The sequence below is a fragment of the Bacillus sp. NSP9.1 genome, assembly GCF_000465465.2.
GTDB classification, from domain to species: Bacteria; Bacillota; Bacilli; order Bacillales; family Bacillaceae; genus Bacillus; species Bacillus sonorensis_A.
Genome location: NZ_CP048273.1, coordinates 1,766,503 through 1,789,950, shown reverse-complemented (window position 1 = coordinate 1,789,950; position 23,448 = coordinate 1,766,503). Strand labels below are relative to the sequence as shown.

General features: G+C 49.5%; 18 protein-coding genes. All 18 read right to left on the bottom strand.

The features are described from left to right. Positions 1-17 precede the first annotated feature (17 nt). The 18 genes from M654_RS09285 to ggt all read right to left on the bottom strand — a co-directional run bounded on the left by M654_RS09285 (position 18) and on the right by ggt (position 23,397). On the bottom strand, positions 18-2,006 hold the full coding sequence (locus tag M654_RS09285) for a beta-galactosidase (RefSeq protein WP_026586637.1): 1,989 nt from the start codon (positions 2,004-2,006) through the stop codon (positions 18-20). A gap of 2 nt (positions 2,007-2,008) precedes the next feature. Continuing rightward, a complete protein-coding gene (locus M654_RS09280; RefSeq protein ID WP_026586636.1) occupies positions 2,009-2,653 on the bottom strand; it encodes a rhamnogalacturonan acetylesterase in 645 nt (214 codons plus the stop codon). A 179-nt stretch (positions 2,654-2,832) separates the two neighbouring features. Continuing rightward, a complete protein-coding gene (locus M654_RS09275; RefSeq protein ID WP_026586635.1) occupies positions 2,833-3,567 on the bottom strand; it encodes an MBL fold metallo-hydrolase in 735 nt (244 codons plus the stop codon). A 125-nt stretch (positions 3,568-3,692) separates the two neighbouring features. Then, positions 3,693-5,522: a rhamnogalacturonan lyase gene (locus tag M654_RS09270; protein WP_051290404.1), complete on the bottom strand. Its 1,830-nt coding sequence runs from the start codon at positions 5,520-5,522 to the stop codon at positions 3,693-3,695. A gap of 72 nt (positions 5,523-5,594) precedes the next feature. After that, positions 5,595-7,229 carry a rhamnogalacturonan acetylesterase gene (locus tag M654_RS09265; RefSeq protein ID WP_236251223.1) on the bottom strand — a complete coding sequence of 545 codons (1,635 nt, stop codon included), beginning with the start codon at positions 7,227-7,229 and terminating at the stop codon, positions 5,595-5,597. Between the two features lie 19 nt (positions 7,230-7,248). After that, on the bottom strand, positions 7,249-9,117 hold the full coding sequence (locus M654_RS09260) for a rhamnogalacturonan lyase (protein WP_026586632.1): 1,869 nt from the start codon (positions 9,115-9,117) through the stop codon (positions 7,249-7,251). A 164-nt stretch (positions 9,118-9,281) separates the two neighbouring features. Further along, positions 9,282-9,893: a YesL family protein gene (locus M654_RS09255; RefSeq protein ID WP_026586631.1), complete on the bottom strand. Its 612-nt coding sequence runs from the start codon at positions 9,891-9,893 to the stop codon at positions 9,282-9,284. Between the two features lie 14 nt (positions 9,894-9,907). Beyond that, positions 9,908-10,600 carry a YesU family protein gene (locus M654_RS09250; RefSeq protein ID WP_026586630.1) on the bottom strand — a complete coding sequence of 231 codons (693 nt, stop codon included), beginning with the start codon at positions 10,598-10,600 and terminating at the stop codon, positions 9,908-9,910. Further along, positions 10,587-11,294, bottom strand: a complete 708-nt coding sequence (locus M654_RS09245) for a rhamnogalacturonan acetylesterase (RefSeq protein ID WP_026586629.1) — start codon at positions 11,292-11,294, stop codon at positions 10,587-10,589. Before M654_RS09245 ends, M654_RS09250 begins: the two co-directional genes overlap by 14 nt. A gap of 15 nt (positions 11,295-11,309) precedes the next feature. Then, complete coding sequence (locus M654_RS09240; RefSeq protein WP_026586628.1) at positions 11,310-13,595, bottom strand: helix-turn-helix transcriptional regulator; 2,286 nt, start codon at positions 13,593-13,595, stop codon at positions 11,310-11,312. 46 nt (positions 13,596-13,641) lie between these two features. Beyond that, positions 13,642-14,676, bottom strand: a complete 1,035-nt coding sequence (locus M654_RS09235; protein WP_026586627.1) for a glycoside hydrolase family 88/105 protein — start codon at positions 14,674-14,676, stop codon at positions 13,642-13,644. A 17-nt stretch (positions 14,677-14,693) separates the two neighbouring features. Further along, the gene (locus M654_RS09230; protein ID WP_026586626.1) at positions 14,694-15,575 is read right to left on the bottom strand and encodes a carbohydrate ABC transporter permease; all 882 of its coding nucleotides are present in this window, start codon (positions 15,573-15,575) and stop codon (positions 14,694-14,696) included. Beyond that, positions 15,575-16,477, bottom strand: a complete 903-nt coding sequence (locus tag M654_RS09225; protein ID WP_026586625.1) for a carbohydrate ABC transporter permease — start codon at positions 16,475-16,477, stop codon at positions 15,575-15,577. Before M654_RS09225 ends, M654_RS09230 begins: the two co-directional genes overlap by 1 nt. A 22-nt stretch (positions 16,478-16,499) precedes the next feature. Beyond that, complete coding sequence (locus M654_RS09220) at positions 16,500-17,798, bottom strand: ABC transporter substrate-binding protein (protein WP_026586624.1); 1,299 nt, start codon at positions 17,796-17,798, stop codon at positions 16,500-16,502. 141 nt (positions 17,799-17,939) lie between these two features. Beyond that, positions 17,940-19,112: a response regulator transcription factor gene (locus M654_RS09215; protein WP_026586623.1), complete on the bottom strand. Its 1,173-nt coding sequence runs from the start codon at positions 19,110-19,112 to the stop codon at positions 17,940-17,942. 2 nt (positions 19,113-19,114) lie between these two features. Beyond that, positions 19,115-20,851, bottom strand: coding sequence for a cache domain-containing sensor histidine kinase (locus tag M654_RS09210; protein WP_081692825.1), 1,737 nt, complete (start codon positions 20,849-20,851; stop codon positions 19,115-19,117). A gap of 14 nt (positions 20,852-20,865) precedes the next feature. Then, on the bottom strand, positions 20,866-21,510 hold the full coding sequence (locus tag M654_RS09205) for a YesL family protein (protein ID WP_026586621.1): 645 nt from the start codon (positions 21,508-21,510) through the stop codon (positions 20,866-20,868). A 135-nt stretch (positions 21,511-21,645) separates the two neighbouring features. Then, on the bottom strand, positions 21,646-23,397 hold the full coding sequence (gene ggt / locus M654_RS09200; RefSeq protein ID WP_026586620.1) for a gamma-glutamyltransferase: 1,752 nt from the start codon (positions 23,395-23,397) through the stop codon (positions 21,646-21,648). Positions 23,398-23,448 lie beyond the last annotated feature (51 nt).

Here is a 23,448-nt window from a genome sequence, read left to right as displayed (position 1 = left end):
GGTTCTTCTTCAAAGTCCTATTTTCCAGAAAAACAAATAACGCGATGTTCATGCGGTTTGAGCATTAAACAGCCGGACATCGGCTCGCCGGATATCAAGTCGGTTCCGCGATCCAGCAGGGTCACTTGTCCGCCTTTGCCGTCCATATTGACGACCACCCAGACAAGGCCGTCCATTCCCCTCCGCGGGGCGACGATCGTGCCCGGTGTAACATCTGTTCCCAGTGTGACACCCGCTTCTTCGGCATAGTGGCTGATCAGCTTTTTCAACATGATATCACCGGCCTCACCCGCCGGCAAGGAACCGAGCATGACGATTTTTCCTTTCCCCCGTTTATGCTCAGTTATAAATGCCTTCCCAGGTGCCGCTCCTTCTTCGATGATGCCGACCGCTTCGGAATCGTCCGGTTCAAAAACAGCGCTCCATAAACTGAGCGGCGCCTTAACGCCAAAGGCTGCACCGACCGTGTTTCGTTCATCCATCGGATAAGTAAACAAGGTTTTGGCCCCGGCGCATTTTTCTAATTCACCCAACCCGCGGTCGGTGTGAATCGTATGATGCTCTGTCCTTCCTCCTGCCAGAGGCCCCGCGATCCAGATTCCGCCGCTTTCTGTGAAGGTAGCCGCTTTTTGGATATATTCAGGAGAAAGATAATGGATAAACGGTGTAAACAGCAATTTATAGCCGTCAAGCGGGCTTCCTTCCGGGATGACGTCCCTGTGGATGCCGAGCGAGAGAATCCTGTCGTAAAACACGGTGATGAGCGACCTGTAATGAAGCTTTCGGTGGGGTTCCGTTTTGAAAAAGACCTTCGCCCTGTCCGAGTAGACAAGAGCCGTTTCAGCCTGGACGGGAGCCGTTGCGAGCATGATGTTTTCGATCTCTTTTCTGGCGCGCTCGACTTCAAGCACATTCCCATACCCTACATCCGGCGCTCCCCAAGCGCTGAGGACAGCGCCGTGCGGCTGTTCGGAACCGGCCCGCTGCTGCCGCCACAGCCAATAGCAGAACGCGCCTCCGCCCAAGGCGTAGGATGATACGGCTTCCGCTTTCAAATAGCCGTCCTGATGCGGCAATGCATAGCTTTCCAATGAAGCGCTGTAAGAAGGGCTCGTCTCCATCACCCAAAAAGCCCGGTCTTTTTTCATGTTTCTCCATAAATCGCAGTTCAACAAAAAGGCCGCTCTGTTCTCTTGCGTGGCGTACGTATCAAATGAGGCAAAATCAAGTCCGCCAAACAGCTCTTCATTGTTGACGCCGAACATGATGCTGCTGTTATGGGTAATCGGCGCATCGGAGTACGCCCTGATCACTTCAGCCTGCTCAAATGCAAATTCGGCGATTTTGTCCATGGAAAACAGCTGATACATCGTCCTTAACGACGAGTTATGCAAAAATGGCGTCGGACCGGGCTGCGGAATTTGCTCAAAGCGCTGATAGGTTTCGCTCCAAATATCGGTTCCCCAGGCTTCGTTGAGACTGGCAATCGACTCGTATCGCTCCTTCAGCCATTTGTGCCACAGCGTTTTGCATGTTTCACACATGCATTCCGCGACATGGCATTTGAATTCATTGTCAAGCTGCCAGCCGATGAGTCCCAGGAGCCTGCCGATTTTTTCCGCGATCTGCTCGGTGATCAGCCTGGCCCGCTTCCGGAAATACGGATGGTTTGTACAGACGTGCTGTCTTGAGCCATGCCCCATCGTCTCCCCTTTTTCATTGACATACATTCTTTCCGGATGCCCGTGGGTAAGCCAAATCGGCGGAGTCGCGGTCGGCGTGCACATCACCGTGTCAATCCCGTTGTCATCTAGCTTTTTGATGACATCGGCAAAAAAACCGACATCGATCTTTCCTTCCTCAGGCTCCATTGTCGACCAGGCAAATTCACCGATTCTCACGACATTGATCCCTGTTTCCTTCATCAGCTTGATATCTTCTTCAAGCGTTGCTTCATCCCATAACTCGGGATAAAAACAGGCGCCATGATACAGCTTTTTCTTCATGCTCACACCGTCTCTTCGACAAACGGCAAACCGAGTTCCCGGATCCCGGCCGAGACGAGCTTTGCGATTTCCCGGGCACCTTTTTTCGTGAAATGAGTGTAATCGTTTACATTTTCCGAAATCATAAAATATTGAAATATTTCGCTGTAGCCTTTTTCGGCAAAATGCTGAAGACTTTTTTCCATTAAGTCGATCAAGCGGACATGTTCTTCATGGGCCACCTGCTTCATGGCGATGCAATAGTCGGGGAAATCGTTCAAAAAGACGCCGTCTTTGTAATGAAGCCTTGCCACCGGTGTGATGAGAAGCGGTTCCGCTCCTTTTTGTCGCGCACCTTCGACATACATTTTCAAATATTCTTTATACGTCGTATACGGCTCTGTGTAACGCTCCGGTTTATCTTTTGAGGCATCATTATGCCCCATCTGCACAAACAGCCAATCCCCTGTTTGAATCACATCCAAAATCGAGGCGAGCCTCCCTTCTTCAACGAAGGTTTTTGAGCTCCTCCCCCCGATCGCCCGGTTGATCACCTGTACATCTCCAGTCAAATAGACTTGCAGAAATTCCCCCCAGCCTCCCTGCGGCGAGTCTGCCCTATAGTTTTGCACGGTCGAATCACCGGCCAAATAAATGCTGATTGTCAAACCGATCACTCCTTTTCATCTCTTCGTGTCACCCTGTTTTCCCTGCCTTCCGCGGTGAAATCGCTTACTATTTATTTTAGCGGAGCTAGCTTTTTGTCTACAATCATACTTTTTTGTTTTTCGAAAAGGCCGAGGGAGAGCTCCGTCGCCCCGGCCATTTTGTTTATTTTTGCAATAGATTACAAGCTTGCCTGATGAATGATTTCCCTGATCCGCTTCTTTGGATCGCCAATAGCAGCGCCCCCGTGATAGCAGATCACCGTCTTGATATCAAATGCCAAAAGCTTTTCCAGCGACTTGATCGCTTGCTTCATATCCGGGGTCACGCGGGGAATGGGCGGCTGTAAACGGCCTTCGGCACATACTAAAGCATCGCCCGTAATCAACGTTTTGCTTTTCTTCAAATAAAGGCTGACATGGCCTTCCGTATGCCCCGGTGTGGAGATCACCTGAATGCCTCCGCAAAACGGCAGTTCCATCCCGTCTTCCAGCAGACAGTCGACCCTTGCCTTCGGCGGATTTGCGAAAATGGCAAGCAGATCTTTTGGCAAGGCTTTCTTTTCCTCATCGCTCATCTGCTTCGGATCTGTCTTGAAAAGCGGGCGTTCGCCTTCTATATACGGCTTTTCCAGCTTGTGGGCATAGCTTTTCACACCTTCGGCTTCCTGTAAAATACCGGGAAGACTGCCGATATGATCGATATCCTGATGTGTCAAGACAACCGCCTTCAGCATCTTGAAGGGGACATCGCATTGTTCTAGCGCCAGGCGGAGTTGTCCCAATTGCCCCGGCATGCCGGTGTCGATTAAAACGGCGTCTTCCTCATCCCACACAAGCACCGGGTGAAGCGCGGCTTTTTGGCCAAAAGCTTCACTTTCCAATTCCAGCATTTCAACACCATCTGATATTCTCATCATTGATCCGCTCCTTACTCAAAGTTGATACAGCTTGCTCTACATCAACTAGATTAATAGCGAGATCATCATTTGTCAAATAAATATTTTATTATATCACAATTTTAAATTACAGTCAATGTTTTTTAATTCTTTTTCACTGAAACGGTATAAATATTGGGCCGGGGCGGTTTTTTCATCCCCGTTCCCAAATAAAAGCCGGGATGAGGCGGCTGATTGTAAGCGACGTTTTGCCAGGCCACCGCCAAGCGGTAGACGGGATCATGCATGAATGTGTAAAAACGGTGCTCCGTCAGCTCTGTCGTTGTATAAATGCGCAAGGCCTCGCTTGTTTCTATTCTGAACACGACATCTTCCCGCCAGTCGCCGAACATATTGGCCTGAAGAACAGGCGTCCCTTTCGTCCAGTTGTTTGATAGTGTTCCTTCAGCGGTAAGGAGATTGATCAGCCTTCCATTGTGATAATCCCACTTATCAATTTTCGGGATGCCGTTCGGCTCTTGCCAATCATGGTCAAGCAATTCCCGAAGGAGATCGCCGTCCCACCATATCGCAAAATTGGCCGAAGCCGGAGCAGTATCGCTGATTTTTTCCCCCTTGCACGTATAGAGCCCGTATGAATGTCCTTCTGTCCCCGGAGGATCGATCGCCCAAACCAGCGCACCTTTATAGCGCGGATCAATGTGGGCCGCCATTCCCCGTCCGACATCGGTATCGGCGGGTACCCCCCAAAGAATCTCGCCGGTTCCCGCATCGCGAAAGGACAGGCCGTATGGCAGGCGCGGATCTTCATGGACTTGAAACACTTCAAGCCCCGGCCTGTCGGGATCAAGGTCGCTTACATGCAGCGCATCCCCGTGTCCAAGCCCAGTCGTATAAAGCCCTGTTCCGTCATGATCAACGACCATCGCCCCGTAAATGATCTCATCCTTCCCGTCGCCGTCAACATCAGCAACGCTCAGGCTGTGATTCCCCTGCCCCGCATATGCGGCATATTCAAGCTTGTCGCTGTCAAATGTCCATAGTTTGGTCAGCATCCCATTGCGAAAATGGTAGGCGACAAGCACTGTTCTTGTGTAATAGCCGCGCGCCATCACCAGGCTCGGCCGCTCCCCATCCAAGTAGGCGATGCCGGCGAGAAACCGGTCCATTCTGTTGCCGTAGCCGTCCCCCCAGTCCTCAAGCTTTCCGCGCGGCGGTTCATAATCGACCGTCACCAATTCCCCGCCAGTTTCACCGTCAAAAATGGACAAGTATTCCGGCCCCGATAAAATCCGGCCTTGCTCATTTCTGTAATCGGCCTCCTTGTCACCGATTACCCGGCCCGTTCCATCAATCGTTCCGTCAGCGGTCTTCATGGCGATTTCCGCTTTTCCGTCACCGTCAAGATCATAAACCATAAACTGGGTGTAGTGGGCTCCCGCACGAATGTTTTTCCCGAGGTTGATTCTCCACAAATGTGTTCCGTCAAGCTTATAGGCGTCAATGAATACTTCCCCTGTATAGCCGTGGTGAGCATTATCTTTCGAATTGGACGGATCCCATTTGAGCACGATTTCATATTCGCCGTCACCGTCAAGATCCCCGATCGACGCATCATTGGCGCTGTAGGTATACGGCTCGCCGTCAGGAGTGAACCCGCCTTCCGGTTTATTTAACGGCACATCCAGATAGGGCTTCTTCCAAACCGGCGCATCTTTCGATTTTTCGCATTCTTTTCCGCGGAGGATGGTTTTGACGTCATAGATTGATTCAAGATCGCCGTTTTCATCTAGAAAATTAGTAGATGAGGCGATTGGACGGGAATTGATTTTGCGACCGTTGCGGTAAAGGTTAAACGCTGTTTTCTCAGGGTCTGTCCCGAGCAGTCTCCAGCTGAGAAAAACGCCGCTTTCCGTTTTCACGGCAATAAGACCGCGGTTTAATGCTTCCATTTGCCTCGGCGCCGCCGTCATGTTTTGTTCATGAGCCGGTCCGCTCTCTTGTGTACGCTTCATCGTCTGCTCTCCTTTCAAGACAATGCTCCATCAGAACGATTTTTTCAACTCTCGTTTCAGCGGATAAAGGTTCAGATCTGCGATCTCTTCTGTGACGAGCCTTGCCAATTGATTGGCCCCGTACTCTTGGAAATGAACCCTGTCTTCGATTCCGTCCGGATAGTTCGGACTTTCTCCAGGCTCGAGAAACATAAACACATTTTTCGTCGCTTCAACACCGATTTCATTGTAAAAGGCGATGCTTTTTTTGTTCAGATCGATGACGGGCACATTCATCTGACGCCCAAGCTGCCTCATCGCTTCAGGGTAGTCTCCGATGCTGTTATAGAAAACGCCGTTTTCATTGAATGTCCGCTTGCTCTGCGAAGTGACGAGCACCGGATGGCCGCCTTTTTCTCTTGTGCGTTCGATATAGATTCGCAAATAATCCTGAAATGTCGTATAAGGATCTGTATGGCGGGCCGGGTCCGGGCCGGCGTCATTAATGCCGAACATGATCAACAGATAATCCCCCCGCTTCATGCGGTTCATAATCGTATCAAGGGAACGTTCATCAACAAAGCTTTTCGCGCTTCTCGCCCGTTTGGCCTGATTATCGATGGCAATGTCGCCCGTAAAATAATCGTCCAAAAACTGCCCCCAGCCGGCCATTGGCGCGTATCCCGGCTCATAGTCGGATACGGTCGAGTCTCCCGCCAGAAAAACCGTCGTTTTGTCGTCTGTTACATGATAAGCCGTTTTCGTGATGATGACGGCATTGATGTGCGGCAGTGTTCTCGCCGTCAGACATTGGATGGAAAGGCGGCCGTCTGTAATCGTAATCGGAAACGTTTTTTCGTTGTAAGAACCGGCGCCGGCGCCAAACGAATAAAGCTGAAGCATGCCGTTCGCCCGTACATCCATATTTGTTTTTGCCAGGTCGTCTCCGGTTATGATCTTGACTTCGTATGTTCCGTTTGGCAGATCGAGAGAAAACGCGGTGCCGCCGGGAATGCAGAAGTCTGAGCGAAGCGGGTCGTTTGTGCCGCGGTCAGTGCAGGATACCTTGGATGAGTCGTCAAATCCGAAGCCTTTTTCAGGCGAATAAGCCGATTGGGCGGAAACCGGGATAAATCCGGGGGCTGCTTGTCCGTTGCCGAAATCGAATTGATACATATGCGAAATTTCGATGGCATACACCTTTGGCGAGCCTTGCCAGCCGAGGTCAAGCCGTCCGTCCTCTACCGAAACCGTAAATACCGTTTCAGCCGCGCTTCGGTTTGCTCCGGCAGGAATCGCTCCGACCTTCTCACCTTCTGCATAAAGTGCCGTTTCCTCGGCAGCTGTGGCAAATACGGTTATCCGGTATTTTCCGTTTGCAAGGTCTGCTAAGAATGCAGCATCGTTTACAATACAATAGTCTTTGCGCAAGGTTTCATGACTTTTCGTCCGTTTGCATTTGATGCCTTTCCCATGCGAAAAGCCGTATCCTGTGTCTTTTTTGTAAATCGAGGTTTTCCCGATTTTTGTATAATGTTCTTCTGCGGGCCCTTTTCCAAAATCGAACAGAAACAGCTGCCGGTCGGTCTGCGCAGCGGCCTTCTGCGGATGCATCAGTCCGATAAAACCCGCCAGCAAAAGGATGAGCAGGGGAAGAGCCGCGGTGAAACGAAGATCTTTCTTCATGTTTTCAGCCTCCTTTCGCTCAGCGCGTATCAATATTTGGCTTCTCGGGGACCGCCACGCCTTCCCCTAAATAAAAGCCGGTGTGCGGCGGCTGATTGTAGCCGACATTTTGCCAGGCGATGCCGAGCCTGTAGACAGCGTCATGCATCAGCGTATATATGCGATGATTGGTCATATCTGTCGTCGTATAGATGTGCAGTGCACTGCTGTCATCTGTGCGCCAAATCACTTCCTCGCGCCAGTCTCCGAGAATATCGGCCTGCAAAGTCGGCGTCGCTTTTGTCCCATTATTCGCAGAAGCTCCGGCCGCTGTCAGCAAATTGATCGTTTTCGCATGTTGATAGTCCCACTTATCGATCCTGTTGCTGTCAAGCAACTCTCGCTGAAGGTCTCCATCCCACCAGATGCCGAAATTGGTTGACGAAGGCAGTGTGCTGCCGATCTTTTCTCCTTTTGCCGTGTAAAGCCCCCCGTTTGCCCACGCTTCAACCCCCTCATAGCGCGGATCAATATCAGCGGCCATCCCGCGTCCGACATCCTTGCCGGCATGGACGCCCCAAATCAGCTGTCCGGTGGCCGCGTCACGAAAGGACAATCCGTATGGAGAACTGCTGTTTTCATGCACTTGAAACACTTCCAGCCCGGCTCTTGCCGGATCAAGGTCTCCGGCGTGCATCGCATCTCCATGGCCCCAGCCTGTTGAATAAAGACCTTTGCCGTCATGGTCGACAGCCATCGCACCGTATAAAATTTCATCTTTTCCATCCCCGTCTGCATCTGCGACACTTAAGCTGTGATTGCCCTGTCCGGCATATCTCTCATTGCCCGGCGCTTTTGAATCAAATGTCCACAGCTTAGTCAGCTTTCCATCCCTAAAGTTATAAGCGACAAGGACGGTTCTCGTGTAATAGCCGCGCGCCATGACAAGACTCGGCCGTTTTCCGTCAAGATATGCGACACCTGCGAGAAAACGATCAACCCTGTTTCCGTAGCTGTCACCCCAGTCCGCTACATTCCCCCGGGCCGGCTCGTAGTTTATCGTCTGCAGCTCGCTTCCTGTATCACCTTTAAAGATCGTCAAATACTCAGGCCCTTCCAAAATCCTGCCTTGGCTATTCCGATAGTCGGCGCTGCGGTTGCCGATCACTTTTCCTTTTCCGTCCGTCGTTCCGTCAGCCGTTTTCATCGCGATTTCCGCTTTTCCGTCGCCGTCGAAGTCATAGACGAGGAACTGTGTATAGTGGGCGCCGGCGCGGATGTTTTTACCCAGCCCGATTCTCCATATTCTCGTACCGTCTAGTTTATAAGCATCGATCAACACTTCTCCTGTATACCCGTCCTGTGAATTATCCTTTGAGTTGGATGGGTCCCATTTGAGAATGATCTCGTACTCACCGTCACCATCAAGATCACCGACGCTCGCATCATTGGCACTGTAGGTATATGACTGGCCATCAGGCGTTTTCCCGCCGGCCGGCTTCTCGAGCGGAACAGCTTTGTGATTCTCACCCCAAACCCCAACCGTTTCAGAAGGCGCCTGTTCTTTGCCGTTTAAAACAGCCCGAACTGCATAAGAATCATTGGCATTTCCCCCCGCATCCTGATAATTCGTGCTTGATGTGATCGGAGAATTGTTCAGTTTCCGGCCGTTTCGATACACATTAAAAGAAACGGATGACGGCTCTGTACCGAGGAGCCGCCAGCTCAAAAACACACCGCTTCCAGTTTTGACAGCGACAAGCCCCCGTTTCAGCGACTCCATTTGTCGCGCTTCATCCGCATGGACTTTCCCGGCTTCCGCCTGTTCCGCAACGGGTGGAACTGCCATGATCAAAAACAAAGCTGAGGCCGCCAGCCGTTTTCCCCACCTTTTTTTCCTTTTCCTCATAATAGTCTCCCTTCACAAGATAATTTGTAAGCGCTTACTTAAAAGGGATTCTATTATGACTTCCATTTTTATTCAATTGCACTTTTTTGCGAGGGGCAAATAGCTGACTAATAGCCGCCGGCGGCAGCTTTTTTATTAAAATTGGTACTTTTTTGCCTTACTTCTCACGCTTCCAGCCTCATAAAACACCTGTGTGTGATAAACATAAAAACAAGAGCAAATAAACTGACACCATAAAACGGGATCAGCCCCGGCACCGTTATGAGCACACAGACGACCAGCCCGCCCGCCGCGGCCATCCCGGCCGTTGTCAAAGGGCGAAGAAGACCGATCAGTACAGCCTGGGAAAAATAGCGGGAAAACGGCAGCTCAAAATGAACGTAGAGCGGGAAAATATAAATGAGGACCATCGCATACGCCAGCCCGACAAGCAATGTCGTATAGCTGATCATGATCGAAAACAAGTCTTCGCGAATATGAAAAAATTGATAGTTAACAAATAAAATATAACCGGCCGCCGCAAGGATAAGACCGATCCCGTTTGCTTTGGCAAATTCCTTTTTGTATGTTTGGTAAAACGTTTTGAAAAGCGGCAGATCCGTATAACCAAAAAGCCATTTGCGTACGACTGTAAACATCGCGGCCGTGCTTGGAGCCCAGCCGAGAACGATGCCTCCGCATACTGTAAACAAAATCCACAAACCGTTCAGCATGGCGATCTTAACGGCTGCTTCACAGCCGTTGTAAATCATCGCCATTACGCCTTTTTCACGCATGATGCACCTCCCCTTTAGCCGCGCAAAAGCGTGCGAACCTCAAAATTGCTGTAGGCCGCTTTCAGCGGAGCCATTTGCCTGAAGCCGATTTTTCCTCCTCCGTATACAGGGCCGAAGCGGCGGCCGTCATCCGTCCACTCCAGAATGGAAAGCCCGTTGATCGAAAAGTGAATGTATGGACCGTCTTTAACGAGCCTCATCCGGTAAGGCGGAAGAGCGTCGGCTGCTGGCGGCAGCGGATCGGCTCCCTCCTCGACAAGGTGAAAACCGCGGCTTTTCCTGAGATTGCATGTTCTGAAGGCTCTTTCATCAGCATGCTTATGTCTGAAATAAGAGAGATGCAGCGTATTGATATCACCTGAATGATATTCCGGATATTTGCCTGTTCTTTCTGCGAGCTTCCGATCAAACAAATCCTCTCCATTCCGTCCGGAAGCCGCGAAAAAGATCATGCACAGCCCGGGTTCTCTGATAGGGTAGAAATCCCATTTGATGATGATCCCATCAGGAAACGTCTCCGGGCACCAGTACACAAAGTGTGCGTCATCTCCGTAAAGCTCCGGATCAAGCTCATTTTCCAGATGAAGCCTTCCCTCAGGAAAGCTGTCCTTTCCTTTCCCTTCCATGACCCAGCCGCTGAGATCCTGAGGAGATGATAAACGATTTTGATAGATCATGAGGCCCTCCCTGTTGTCAAAACTTTGCATGGCGACCGCTCCTTTCTGTTTGAAGATAGGCGGAAAGAGGAAGCCCAAGCTCCTTGATGCCTTCTGTGACAAGCTTTGCAACCTGACGAGCGCCGTATGCGGAGAAATGGGTGTTATCTTCGATGCCGCCTGGATAATGAGGATGCTCATCAGGCTGAAAGTGAACGAACAGCTGCTTTGACCCTTCCACTCCGAAAGATTCATAGAGCGCTTTTGTCTTCGACCATAAATCGATGTGCGGCACTTCTAGCCTCCGCGCAAGCTCAAGCATCGCTTTTGGAAAATCGCCAAGCGTATTAACGATCGCTCCGCTTTCATCAAAATGCCGCCTCTGGACAGAAGTAACCAAAACCGGAAACGCCGCTTTTGCCCGCACGGTTTCGACATAGCGGAAAAGATTGTCCTGATACGATGTAAACGGATCTGTTCCATACGGCTTTTGATCATTGTGACCGAATTGAATCAACACATAATCCCCTGCTGTGAGACGGCCGGCGATGTCAGCGAGACGCCCCTCGGTGATAAAGCGGTTGGAGCTGGCGCCGCCTTTGGCCAGATTGACGATTCTTGCTTCATCTGTAAAAAACAATGGAAACGCTTGACCCCAGCCGGCCATCGGCGCTTCATGCGGCGGACACTCGGCAACGGTCGAATCCCCAGCCAAAAACACGGTGACTTTCGGTTTTTCGTTCATGTTTTCCTCTCCTTTTCACGAAGTTTCCTGATGAAGCTGTCTAAAGCGGCTCGGCGGAACCCCGACCTGTTTTTTAAAAATCCGGTTGAAATAGCTGTGTCTGTAGCCGACAGCCTCTGATACGTCATGTATTTTCTGATCCGTTTCGAGAAGCAGCTCTTTCGCTTTTTCAATTCGCAAATGTGTGACATAATCGATAAAATTGATGCCGGTGATCTGTTTAAACGCCTTGCTCAGCGTATATGAATTCGTTCCCGCTTCATCTGCGCAGCTTTCAAGTGAAATATCATTCATGTAATTTTCGTGAATCATCGCAAGCACCCGTTCGACAAGCCGTTTTTGCTGTCTGTTGTTTCTCCCCTCAAGTTCTTTGAGATAAGGACCGACAGCGCGTTCCATCATCCAGGCGACCGCGTGTGACGGCTCTCTGAGTTCTGACAGCTCCCGGATCAGATCGTTATTGGAAAATAATTCATAAGGGTGAAGACCCGAATGAAAAATCTCTTCCTGAATTTTGGCAAACAGCTGAATCATTCCCGGCTGGATACGGGCCTCTGTTTTCCCTCTTTCCGCAAGCTCATTCATAAAAAGCGCGATCAGGCGTTCGGCTTCATCTTTTTCTTCGAGGCGGATCGCTTGTACGATCCTTTTTTCCAGGGCAAACGGATAATAAGCATCAGCCTGTGTCTTCTCCTTCCGCCGGCTTAAATCGATCAGCTGGCTGGAATTTTCAAACTGTCTGTAAAGCTTCCCGGCTTTCACCTCTTCATATATGACAGGAATGTCCTTTACCATGCCGACCGGCTTTGAGATTGTAGCCGTAATGTGAAGCCCGCATAGTGTATGAATCGTATCTGTCAGCTCGCGGACAAATTGCGCGGCGGTTTTCTGCTGTGCGCGAGGACCGCTAAACATCAAAAGGGCATCGAGCGATAAAGCGCGGGCATCGCTGATATACGCCCGCCGGAATACTTTTTCGGCCAGTTCGCGGGCGATGTTGGCCAGCATAAAATTGGCGAGGCTTTCGTCTTTTTTGGAAAAAGAGCCGGCCCCGTCATAAAGGCCGGTCATCTGGATATCGATGATGATGAACACCTTGTCTTTCGCTTCCCAGCCCCAGCGCTTCAGACGGTTTTTCAAGCTTTTCTCCGCTTCTCCCGCAAAGCCTCCTTGGAGAAGCCGCTGAAAAAATCCGCTTGTCACTTGAGAAACTTGAGCCGTCATCTGCTGTTTCAGCTTCCCGCTTTCGTTCGACATGTCCTCCCAGCGCTTTTGGAGCCACTGAAATTCATCGCGGCCGAAAGCGGCGGTTTTCTGTTCTGCTGAACAAAGCTGGATCAGCTTCTCGACAGGTGAATAGATTTTATTTGAGGCATACCAGGTGAGAATGAAAGCCAGCACAATCCCGGTCATGCTGACGGATGCGACGAGCTTTGATAAAAACAGGACAGGAGAGGTAATGGACGACATTGGCGATGCGGAAACATAAGTCCATTCCTGGCCGAGTCGATCCATCTGTCCGAAGGAGACGGAATAGTTTTCACCTCTCCACTTCATGAAAAAGGCCCCCTGTTTGCTCCGCTGTTTTTCAGCCCGCTTCTTTAATGCGCTTTCAAATTCTTCGCCTTCCTTTCCAAAAGGTGCGTCCCTGCTGAAAAGCAGCGCGGTTCCTTTTGAATATGGGGAAAGGCTTTCCAGCAAATGCTTCATTTCTTTACGATCTATCGTTACAATCAGGGCGCCGAACGGCTCTGAAATGCCCCCCGGAATTTTATGAACGAGGGCCATGCCTCCAGTGCTGCCGCGCCATTTTTTCCAATAGACGTTTTTATTGCCGGAAAGCAGTGAATCGTAGGATTTTAAACGATTTCGATCGGTCAGCGCGCTGTATTCCGGATTTAAAAGCTGGGGCTCACCTTCATGAATGAATAATTCAACCCGCTGAATGAGCGGATTTTGGTCCTGGAGAACAAACAGCGACTTTGACAAGCGGTATGTCGTTTGAAAGTCTTTTTTTAAATCCGTATGAGCCAGCCCGCTCATCAGCCGTGTGTCATACGCCAGCTGGGAGAGCATGATTTCGAGCCCTTCCAGCTTGTCATCCATTTGCATGATTTGGCGTCTGACTTGGCTTTCATGCAGATGCTGAAGCTCGTGTTCGATTTTTGCGGCTGAGAAAAAATAGATGCCCGCACCCGTCAACAGACCCGGGATGCACGCAATCAGCAAGATCAGCACAAAACTCTTTTTGAAATAGGTCCCCTTCCGCCGTGAAACATGTCTTTGATGCAGCTTTTTCATGCCTCTCCCCCCACTGCAAATGAAAAGAATGTTTCTTTTTCAATTTTTATTGAAATGCTCGCGATTTTGAGCGGATGACATCTGCCAAAAAGGTCAGCGCAAGCCCCTGCCCCCAGCCTTGAATCCGTTTATACGGGACATCCTTATACCCCCCGGCGTCCCGCATGACCGCCGTTCCCGCGGAAACGCGTTCGACCCTGCCGTCCGGCGCGACGGATTCTGTGATGGCCGCCAGCGCTCTCTGAACCGACTCGTGGTACAAAGAGCCTCTTGATAAAAGACCGGAGGCAATTCCGGCGGAACCCGAGACTTCAAGATATGAGCCGGGGTCTGTCACGATGGTGTGCCATAACCCGGAAGGATGCTGAAGCCTGACAAGCGCGCTCAACAGATCTCTCAATGAGCCGTCGATGATCATATAAGACGGATGGGTCACATCAATCAGCGGCAGCGCTTTGGCCATGGTCAGCGCGGCCCAGCCGTTTCCCCTCCCCCAAAATATGCCTGACATATGGTTTTTGGCCACATTGTCCCAGCCGTGATAATACAGATTGGTATCCATATCCTGCAAAAGTTCTTCATGACCATGATACTGGCGGAGGCCATCCTCAAAGTATTCTTCACTCTCGACAAGCTTTCCGATGCGGAGAAGAAACAAGCCGGCCATCATCATCGTATCGACCCACGCCTGCTCCGGGAAGACGTTTTTCTCTGAATTGACGGTATGCTGGAGGATGCCGTCTGCAAACCTCGGCGCTTCATGAAGGACATAGTCTGCCATTTCCCTGGCTGTTTCAAGATAACGGTCATCACCTGTTGCCTGATAGAGCGATAAAAGGGTGTGGCCAATGGAGACGCCGTTGATCGAAAGCTTCGGCAGGCCGTCTTCAAGCTTTTCATCCGTCCAGTTTTTCAGAAGCTGAAGGTATTCTTCCTTTTCCGTCGCATCATACGCCTCGGCCACGCCGTAAAACGCCACACCGCCGGGCCAATCCCATTCAAAATCCATCGCAAATGTCCGCTTGACGATTCTGTCGATCATGTCATTCAGCTTTTCTTCATCAAAAACAAGTTTTGCCACCCGCATTCACTCCTTTTTTATTTTAATCCGCTCATGCTGATGCCTTGAACGATCGATTTTTGAAAGACAAAAAACACGATCACGACAGGCAGCAGCGAAACGACGGACATCGCAAACATCGCACCCCAGTTTGACGCCGTCTCCGTATCCAAAAACAGCTTCAACGCCAGGGAAACCGGATAAAGCTCGGGCTTGTTTAAATAAAGGAGCGGATTGATCAGCTCCTCCCATTTCCAGTAAAATGAAAAGATCGCCGATGTCGCAAGCGCCGGGGCGATCAGCGGCAGGATTACCTTGAAAAAAATGCCGAGACGGCTGCAACCATCAATCTTCGCCGCTTCATCGAGTTCAACCGGAATCGTTCTGATAAACTGGATCATCAAAAAGATAAAAAACGCGTGTCCAAAAAACTGAGGAACGACGATCGGCTTAAAGGAATTCAGCCAATCAAGCTTCGCAAAGATGATGTACTGCGGAATCATCAGCACTTCATGCGGCAGCATCATCGTCACCATCATAGCGGCAAACCAAAACGATTTGCCTTTAAACGAAATCCGCGCGAACCCGTAGGCGATAAAAGCTGACGACAGGACGGCGCCAGCGGTCGATAAACCGACGATGATCAGCGAGTTTTTGATGAATGTGATAAACGGCTGTCCGGCAATTCCCTTCCATCCATCCGCATAATTGGAGATGACAAACGGATCGGGAACGAGCGAATGAGAAGTGGCGAAAATGCTGGCGCTCTCTTTAAAAGAACTGACAACAAGCCATATGACAGGATAGAGAAGAAAAACCGCCAAACCGGCTGTTGCAATATGAAAAGCGATCTGACCCGTCCGGCTTTTCCCGCTCCTTACAGGAACGCGTGCAGGCGCCGTTTCCTTGACCGGCTCCATCATGATCCCTCCTTTGATTCGTAATGCACCCATAAGGATGATGTTTTAAATAAAATGAATGTCACAAGGCCGATCAATAGGAGCATCACCCAGGCCATGGCTGAGGCATAGCCCATTTGGAAAAAGTTGAAGGCCCGCTGGAATAAATACAGGGAATATAGGAGCGTTCCGTCAAGCGGTCCGCCCTCCCCCTTGGAAATAATATAAGCCGGTGTAAAGGTCATAAACGCGGATATCGTCTGCATCACCAAATTAAAGAAGATAATCGGGCTGAGCAGCGGAAGCGTAATCAGGAAAAACCGCTGCACCCTGTTTGCCCCGTCAATGCTGGCTGCTTCCTGATACATCGGCGGAATGTTTTTGAGTCCGGCCAAAAAAATCAGCATCGAAGAACCGAACTGCCAAACCGACAAAAGGATCAGCGTCCACAACGCACTCGTCGGATCCTGGTACCAGAAAATCTTCTTTTCAATCCCGATAAAAAACAGAAGCGCATTGATGACACCGTCATTCCCGAAGACATTGCGCCACATGATCGCCACCGCCACACTGCCGCCGATGATCGACGGCAGATAAAAAAGCGTCCGGTAAATACCTACTCCTTTTTGCGATCTGTTCAACATCACCGCGATGAAAAGCGCGAACGCCAGCCTGAGCGGTACGCCGCAGAGAACATAGTAAAATGTCACTTTCAATGATCCCCAGTACTTTTCATCATCCGTCAGCATCGTTTTGTAGTTGTCAAGGCCCACCCACTTAGGAGAAGTAAACAGATCATAATCGGTAAAAGACAAAAACAGTGAAGCGCCCATCGGTATCACGGTAAAGCAGAAAAAGCCGATTACAAATGGAGAAATAAAGGCATAACCCGCCAGGTTGTCATTCAGTCGTTTGCTCTTCACGGTCGCATCCCCCTTTCAGGCATTACCTTTTTTGATTTCGTTTCAAGATGTCGTTCGCTTCTTTTCTGAACTTGGCGGCTCCTTCTTCCGGTGTGATTTTTTTGAACAAAATTTGGTCTGACGTATCCTTCAGCAGCTTGATCACTTCAGCGCTGCCAATCGGTTCAGGCGGGTCCGCCTGACCTGCATGTTCTTTTGCCCGCTCGACATATTCAAAAATCTTTTTTTCCTCTTCATTCAGTTCCGACTTTACCGCTTCGGCCGTTTTCGCTGAAACGGGTACACCGCGCTCACCTTTGATCAGCGCATTGGCTTTTTCATTATTGATAAAGAAATCGATAAATGTTGCCGCTTCTTTTTTATGTTCGGAGCTTTTCGGAATCGAAAACAGCATGCTCGGTCTGAGAAACAGCGCTTTTTCTTTCGCCTGTTCCGGCGGCAGATGGAGTGAAAGCGGCGCATCCGTCAGCTGGGCAAACGCCGAGTATTGGTTGGAATAATTCCATGTGGCAGACGTTTCGCCTTTTACGATAAAATCGTCTTCCATCCCTTTGATTTGCGCGCTTTCATCAGGTGTCGGAGAAGCCTTCTGCTCGACAAGTCTGACCTGTCTTTTGAAGTAATCGACAAACAGCTTGTCATCCGTATAGGCAAGACCTGTTCCATCCTCTTTATAAAAGCGCTCGCCCTTCGTCCTGAGATAATACGGGAAAAAGACGTCAGGCGGATGCATTCCGTTTGAGCCGTATTTTCCCGTCTTCTCCTGCACCTTGAGCGCCAATGTTTCAAAATCGTCCCATGTCCAGTTCTCATCATCAATCTCGGCGCCGACTTCTTTTAAAAGGTCATCATTTGTAATGACGGACAGCACATTGATCCCGAGCGGAAAACCGTAAAGCTTGCCGCCGATTTTCCCGCCCTCGAGCGTCTTGTCATCAATTGCATCTGTGTTGATCGTCCCGTCTTTCACATACGCCGAGAGATCTTCCAGCTGGCCCTTTTCACCGTATTGTGATAAATATGCGGAATCCATCTGGATGACATCAGGCAGCTGGTTCGCCGCGGACATCGGTGCGAGCTTTTTCCAATAATCGTCCCAGTTGGCAAACTCCGCTTCGATTTTGACATGCGGATTTTCCTTTTCGTACATCTCAATCACTTTCGTTGTGTAATCATGTCGCGGCTGTCCGCCCCACCAGGCGATCCTCAGCGTGATCGTGTTTTCTCCGCCTGAGCCCCCCGCCTCTTCGCTGTTTGAACTGCATCCGTAAAGCCCGGACAGCAGCAATGCGCATAACGAGACAAGCATGAATCTCCTCATCGACATCCCCCTCTTTTTGTAAGTGCTTACATTTTATTTTAATGACGCATTTTCGTCCCAGAAACTCAAAAAACAGAGAAGAATGTTAAAAAAACAGAGATCGCGTCGCAAGAAAAAGCCGCCGGACTTTCTCCGGCGGCTTTACAGCAGGTGTTCTTCTTTTTTCCGGTACTCAGACGGTGTACAGCCTGTATACTTTTTAAAGACGAGGCTGAAGTATTTCGGATTATCGCCAAATCCCGTCTCCTCTGCGAGAGCGCCGATCGTGATATCGTTTGTCTTTTTCATTTTGGCGATCGCTTTTTCAATCCGGACCTTCGTCACATAGCTGGAAAACCGTTCACCTGTCTCCTGTTTGAAAACCTTGCCGAGATAATCGGGATTCATATACAGCATGTTTCGGGCCGCCCATTTTAATGACAGCTTCGGATTGGCGGCTTCCTTTTGGATCAGCTCAATCATTTGCCTGACCAAAACCGATGTCTGCCCCCCGCTGACCAGGCTTTCAAACTCGGCCCGCGCGCGGCCATATAAAACAGCGGCCTCCCCGATGTCACCGCTTCCGCTGAATGCTGCCGCCAGCTCCATCTGTAAGCGCTGGCGTGAAAGCCTTTTAATCCTTTCCAGATTTGCTTTTAGCTGTTCATCTTCCATTCGGGCTTTGACTGCGAGGACGAGCACACCTTTATGGCGGATGGAGGTGATGATGCCGCTTTTGAAGACATCACAGGCGATCTGTTCGAGATCAGACAAACACCTTCTCCCTCCCTGCTCCTGGAATGAAAGGAGGACGAGCTTCATGTTTCCGCTTTCTGAAAAAAAGTGCAAATACCTTTCTGCGTCTGACTTCTCGCCTGTGATCAGCTCTTTGAACACGTGTTTTTCAAGGTGCGGCCTGATCATCTCCAAATCGGTTTTGACCTGTTTGGCAGACTCTTCTTTTTTCAGCTCGCTGACAACGCTTTTGAGCGATTCTGTAATATGGCTCTCATTGCAAGGTTTCAGCAAATAATGCCTGACACCGTATGTCATCGCTTTTTTCGCGTATTCAAACTGGCCGAATCCGGTAAGGAGAATAAACCGGGTCGATGGGTACTTGCGGGACACTTTTTCAATCAGCTCCAATCCTCCCAATCCCGGCATTTTAATGTCTGAGATCACGATATCCGGGCGCTCGCGCACAATCAGCCGATAGGCGTCAGCGCCGTTTTGCACCGCGCCGATTAAAGATGTGCCGACTGAATTCCACTCGATCATCTTTGAAATCCCTTCAAGAATGATCCGTTCATCGTCTGCCAAGAGCACTTTATACATCATCACACCCCGCTTTGAAATGGTATTTTAATATTCACCTTTGTTCCCTTGTTTTTTTCGCTTGAAATGGTGATTCCATACCTTTTGCCAAACATCAGCTTGATCCGCTCATCAATATTTGTAAGCCCGATGCCTCTGCCTTTTGTCCGTACAAGCCCCTTTCTCGCTTTCTCCAAAAAGTCTTCATCCATGCCGGGACCGTTGTCAGCGACTGTTAAATAAACGGATTCTCCCTTTCTGAACGCCTGAATCCGAATGTGACAAGGCTCAATGACAGGCTCAAGGCAATAGTGAATGGCGTTTTCCGCCAAAGGCTGAAGGATCAGCTTTGGAACCGGGCATGTTTTGACAAGCGGATCGATCTCCACATCAAACACGAGCCTTTCGTCAAAGCGAAACCGCTGAATCGTAAAATAATGAAGGACAATCTCTGCTTCCTCTTCAATCGTTAAACAATCGGTTTTCAGATTCATCGCACTCCGCAGCAAAAATCCGAGAGATTCGGTCATCTTTGAAATTTGCGGCTGCCGATTCATTTTGGCGAGCCAATTGATCGATTCGAGTGTGTTGTATAAAAAATGGGGATTGATTTGCGCCTGCAGCGCTTTAAATTCCGTTTCTTTGATCATCAGCTGCTTCTCATAGTTCTCCGCGATTAATTCATTGATCCGTTCAATCATTGTCACAAAATTGCACTTCAGCACGCTGACTTCGTCCTGATGCTCAGATGATGCAGAAAGCGGCGGCCGTATGTTGAAATCGCCGTTTTGCACATTTTTCATGGCAGCCACCAGCCCTTCAATCGGACTTGTTATGCCCCTGGCCATTTTTCTTCCGAAGAAGACGGCAATGAAAAAGAAGAGAATGAAAAGGGAAATGAGTATAGATTTCATCGCTGATATTTTGGAGAACATGGTGTCAAAAGGAATCAGACTCCAGTATGTCCAGTTCCCATACGATGACTTGACATATGAAATGAAAAAACGCCGGCCGTTTTCTTTCACAATGTCGTATCCGTTTTGATCCGGAGAAGATAAGCGGAGCACATCGATTCGGCTTAAAGGGATTTCTGAAAAGAACGCGTGTCGTCCGTCAGACATGGCGATTTTGCCTGCGCCTTCCCCCATATCTTTCGGAAGGTCGGCGATAATGTTTTGCAGATCACACACAATCAGCACCGTCCCCAGGTGATCGAGGTTTAAATGCTGATAGGAACGGATTTCCCTGACGGATAAAAGCTCACCACGCACATCCGGCATCGTCGTCCATAGATTGCCGCCTTTTTGACGCGACGCTTTTAAGGCAAGCTCGTCTTTCCGCTCTATTATAGCCTCGGCAGAGCTGGCCCCTGCTGAGTATTCGGTCCCGAAGGCATCGAACAAATGAATCGATTTAATGTACCGTTTAGAACCGGTGAATTCGGCAAGCTTGTCCCAAATTTCTTTTTTGATGCGATACCGGCCGTATGTGTTCTGATTGCGGCCGGCTTTTAAGAGGTTGGTTTGAATGTTTGTGTCGGTCGCGATTTGATAGGAAACATCTTCAATTTTTTTTAGTTCATCTTCAATCGCTTTGGAAGACATCATCAGCACCTGGGACGATTTTCTGTAAAGCTGCTGATCATACACGCGAAACGCGTATTGAACACCGCTCAAAATCAATATCAGTGAAACCGCCATAATGAGCGTGATCAAAATAAACAACTGATCTTTAATTTTCAAATGATGATACCGGTTCACTAAAAAAACACCCTTCATTTCACGCGCGGGACGGCAGTCTGTTTGTCATTGCCGCGGCCGTCAATGGCGAAAAATGCGCTGGACGCCAATTTTGTCAGGAGCAAGCTTAACCCGCTGCCGCTGAAGAACAAGAGAAATGTGACGTGAAATAAAGCGGCCAGCACCATTCCAAATGCGCTCAATATCATCAGCAAAGTGATGAGCGGACGGGAAAATCCGATCATGAAGCTGTATTTCAGAACATCGATTCGTTTCATTTGATAGTGGACATAGATTGGAAAAGTGTATAAGAAGATGATGGCGTAAATGATAAACAAACTGATAAACAAGCTCAATACGGCAGGCTGACCTTGAAAATATATGGAAACAATTTGAAAATCAACATATAACACGAGGGCGATTGCCGCTAAAATGAAGCCGAGAATGCTTGAACCGGCCCATTCCTTTTTGAACGCCTGAAAAAAAGTCTGGAAAACAGGAATATCTGTTTCACCCTTCACCCACTGTCTCGTCACACTAAACATGGCGGCAGTCGCCGGCGCTAATCCGAAGATGACCGCTCCCGCCAAAGAAAAGCCGATCCACAGCAGATTAAGATATGCCAGCCTCATCACCCACTCGCAAAAACGGTTAAATCCGTTTGTCAATGTGTGAATCATGGTAAACCTCCTTCATTTCGACCAGTAAACGCTTACAAAAAATATATTTCTCCTCTTTTTAAAAAAATCCTCTTTTATGGCGGGTCCAGACGAAGAAGGGCTTGATCTACATTGCAAGACCAAGCCCATCCTCCTTTATTTTGCTGAATGTTTGATATTGACGCCGACCGCCGTGCCGTTCCGGCTTGAATCGGCGACCCCCATAAAGGATTTGTGCTCCCGGTCAATGAAAATGCTTTGGACATTGCCGATATCCTGCGGACTCGATCCGAAATCATGGCCGAATTCATTGAGCTTCAGCCTGACGTCTTCCGGCATGCCCGATTCATAACGGTAAGAAGACAGACTGTTCGTATAAATCCTCGGTTCTTCAATCGCATCCTGGAGACTCATGTCGTACTCAAAGTAATTCAGGATCGTTTGGAAAACGGAGGCAATAATCGTTTTCCCGCCAGGCGATCCGACGGTCAATACCGGTTTGTCGTCTTTAAAGACGATCGTCGGGGTCATGCTGGACAGCGGCCTTTTATTCGGCTGCACTTCATTGGCGCCCCCTGGAACCGCGTCAAAATCGGTCAGTTCATTATTTAAAAAGAAACCGTATCCCGGTACTAAAATGCCCGTACCGAAAAGCTGTTCGATCGTCGTTGTATAGGAAACGACATTTCCCCATTGATCAGCGACAGTAAAATGAGTGGTTTCGCCTGTTTCGTTATCATCGGCCTGCGGCACGATGTCATAGTTCGGCTCCCCTTCTTCATATTTCCACGGGTCCCCCTCTTTCACATCGCGGTTGACCTCGTCAAGGCTGATCAATTTTTGCCGTTCTTGAATATATTCCGGATCAAGCAATCCTTCCAGCGGAACATCGACAAATTCGGGATCGCCGGCGTACGCCGCTCTGTCCGCATATGAAAGGTGCATCGTTTCCGCTAATAAATGATATTTTTCAAATGACTTCGGATCGTACTGTGACAAATGAAAGTCATCGATTAACTTCAGCATTTGCAGCATGAAGACCCCTCCCGAACTTGGGGGCGGCATGCTTGCAATATCATAGCCGTGGTAATCTCCCCAGATCGGCTTGTCTGTTGTTACATCATAACGCGCCAGATCATCAGATGTCATCGATCCGCCGAAATCCTGGACGACGTCTGCGACCGCACTGCCGATTTCACCCTTGTAAAAGGCTTGTGACCCTTCTTTCCGGATCAGTTTAAAGGTTTTCGCCAAATCCTCTTGCACGAGCTTATCGCCTTCTTTCAGCGGCTCGCCGTCCGGCAGGAAAATATCTTTCGCAGCCGTTTTGCTCAGTTTGGCCTCATTGTCCTGAATCGCCTCCGCCAGCACTGAATCGATTTCAAATCCGTCTTCCGCAAGCTTGATGGCAGGTGTGATCAGTTCTTTCATGCTCTTCGTTCCCCATTTTTCGTGCGCCGCTTCCAGCCCCTTTAACGTCCCCGGGACACCGACTGCGTTTCCGTGCCTCGACCTTTTGGAGAAAGGAATCACCTTCCCGTCCTCATCCAAAAACATATCGGGTTCAGCGCCTTGTGGAGCCCGCTCACGGCTGTTGATAATCGAGGTTTCCTTCGTGCTGCCGTCATAGACCATCATAAATCCGCCGCCGCCGATACCAGACATCATCGGCTCTGTCACATTGAGGGCAAACTGGATGGCGATGGACGCATCAATCGCATTTCCGCCTTTTTTCAAAACCTCTGCACCGATTTTTGATGCCAATGGATGAGCCGTCGCCACCATCCCGTCCTTACCGACTGCGACTTTTTCTCCGCTGCCACTTACACCTTCAGCTTTCGACACTGGACTGAAAAAACAACCAACCGCGAAACAAAAAGCAACAACCAAGAAAGCTAACCGTCTCATCAGCTCACTCCCTTTCCAGTTTATTACTACTATATCAGGAAAGGGAACTGA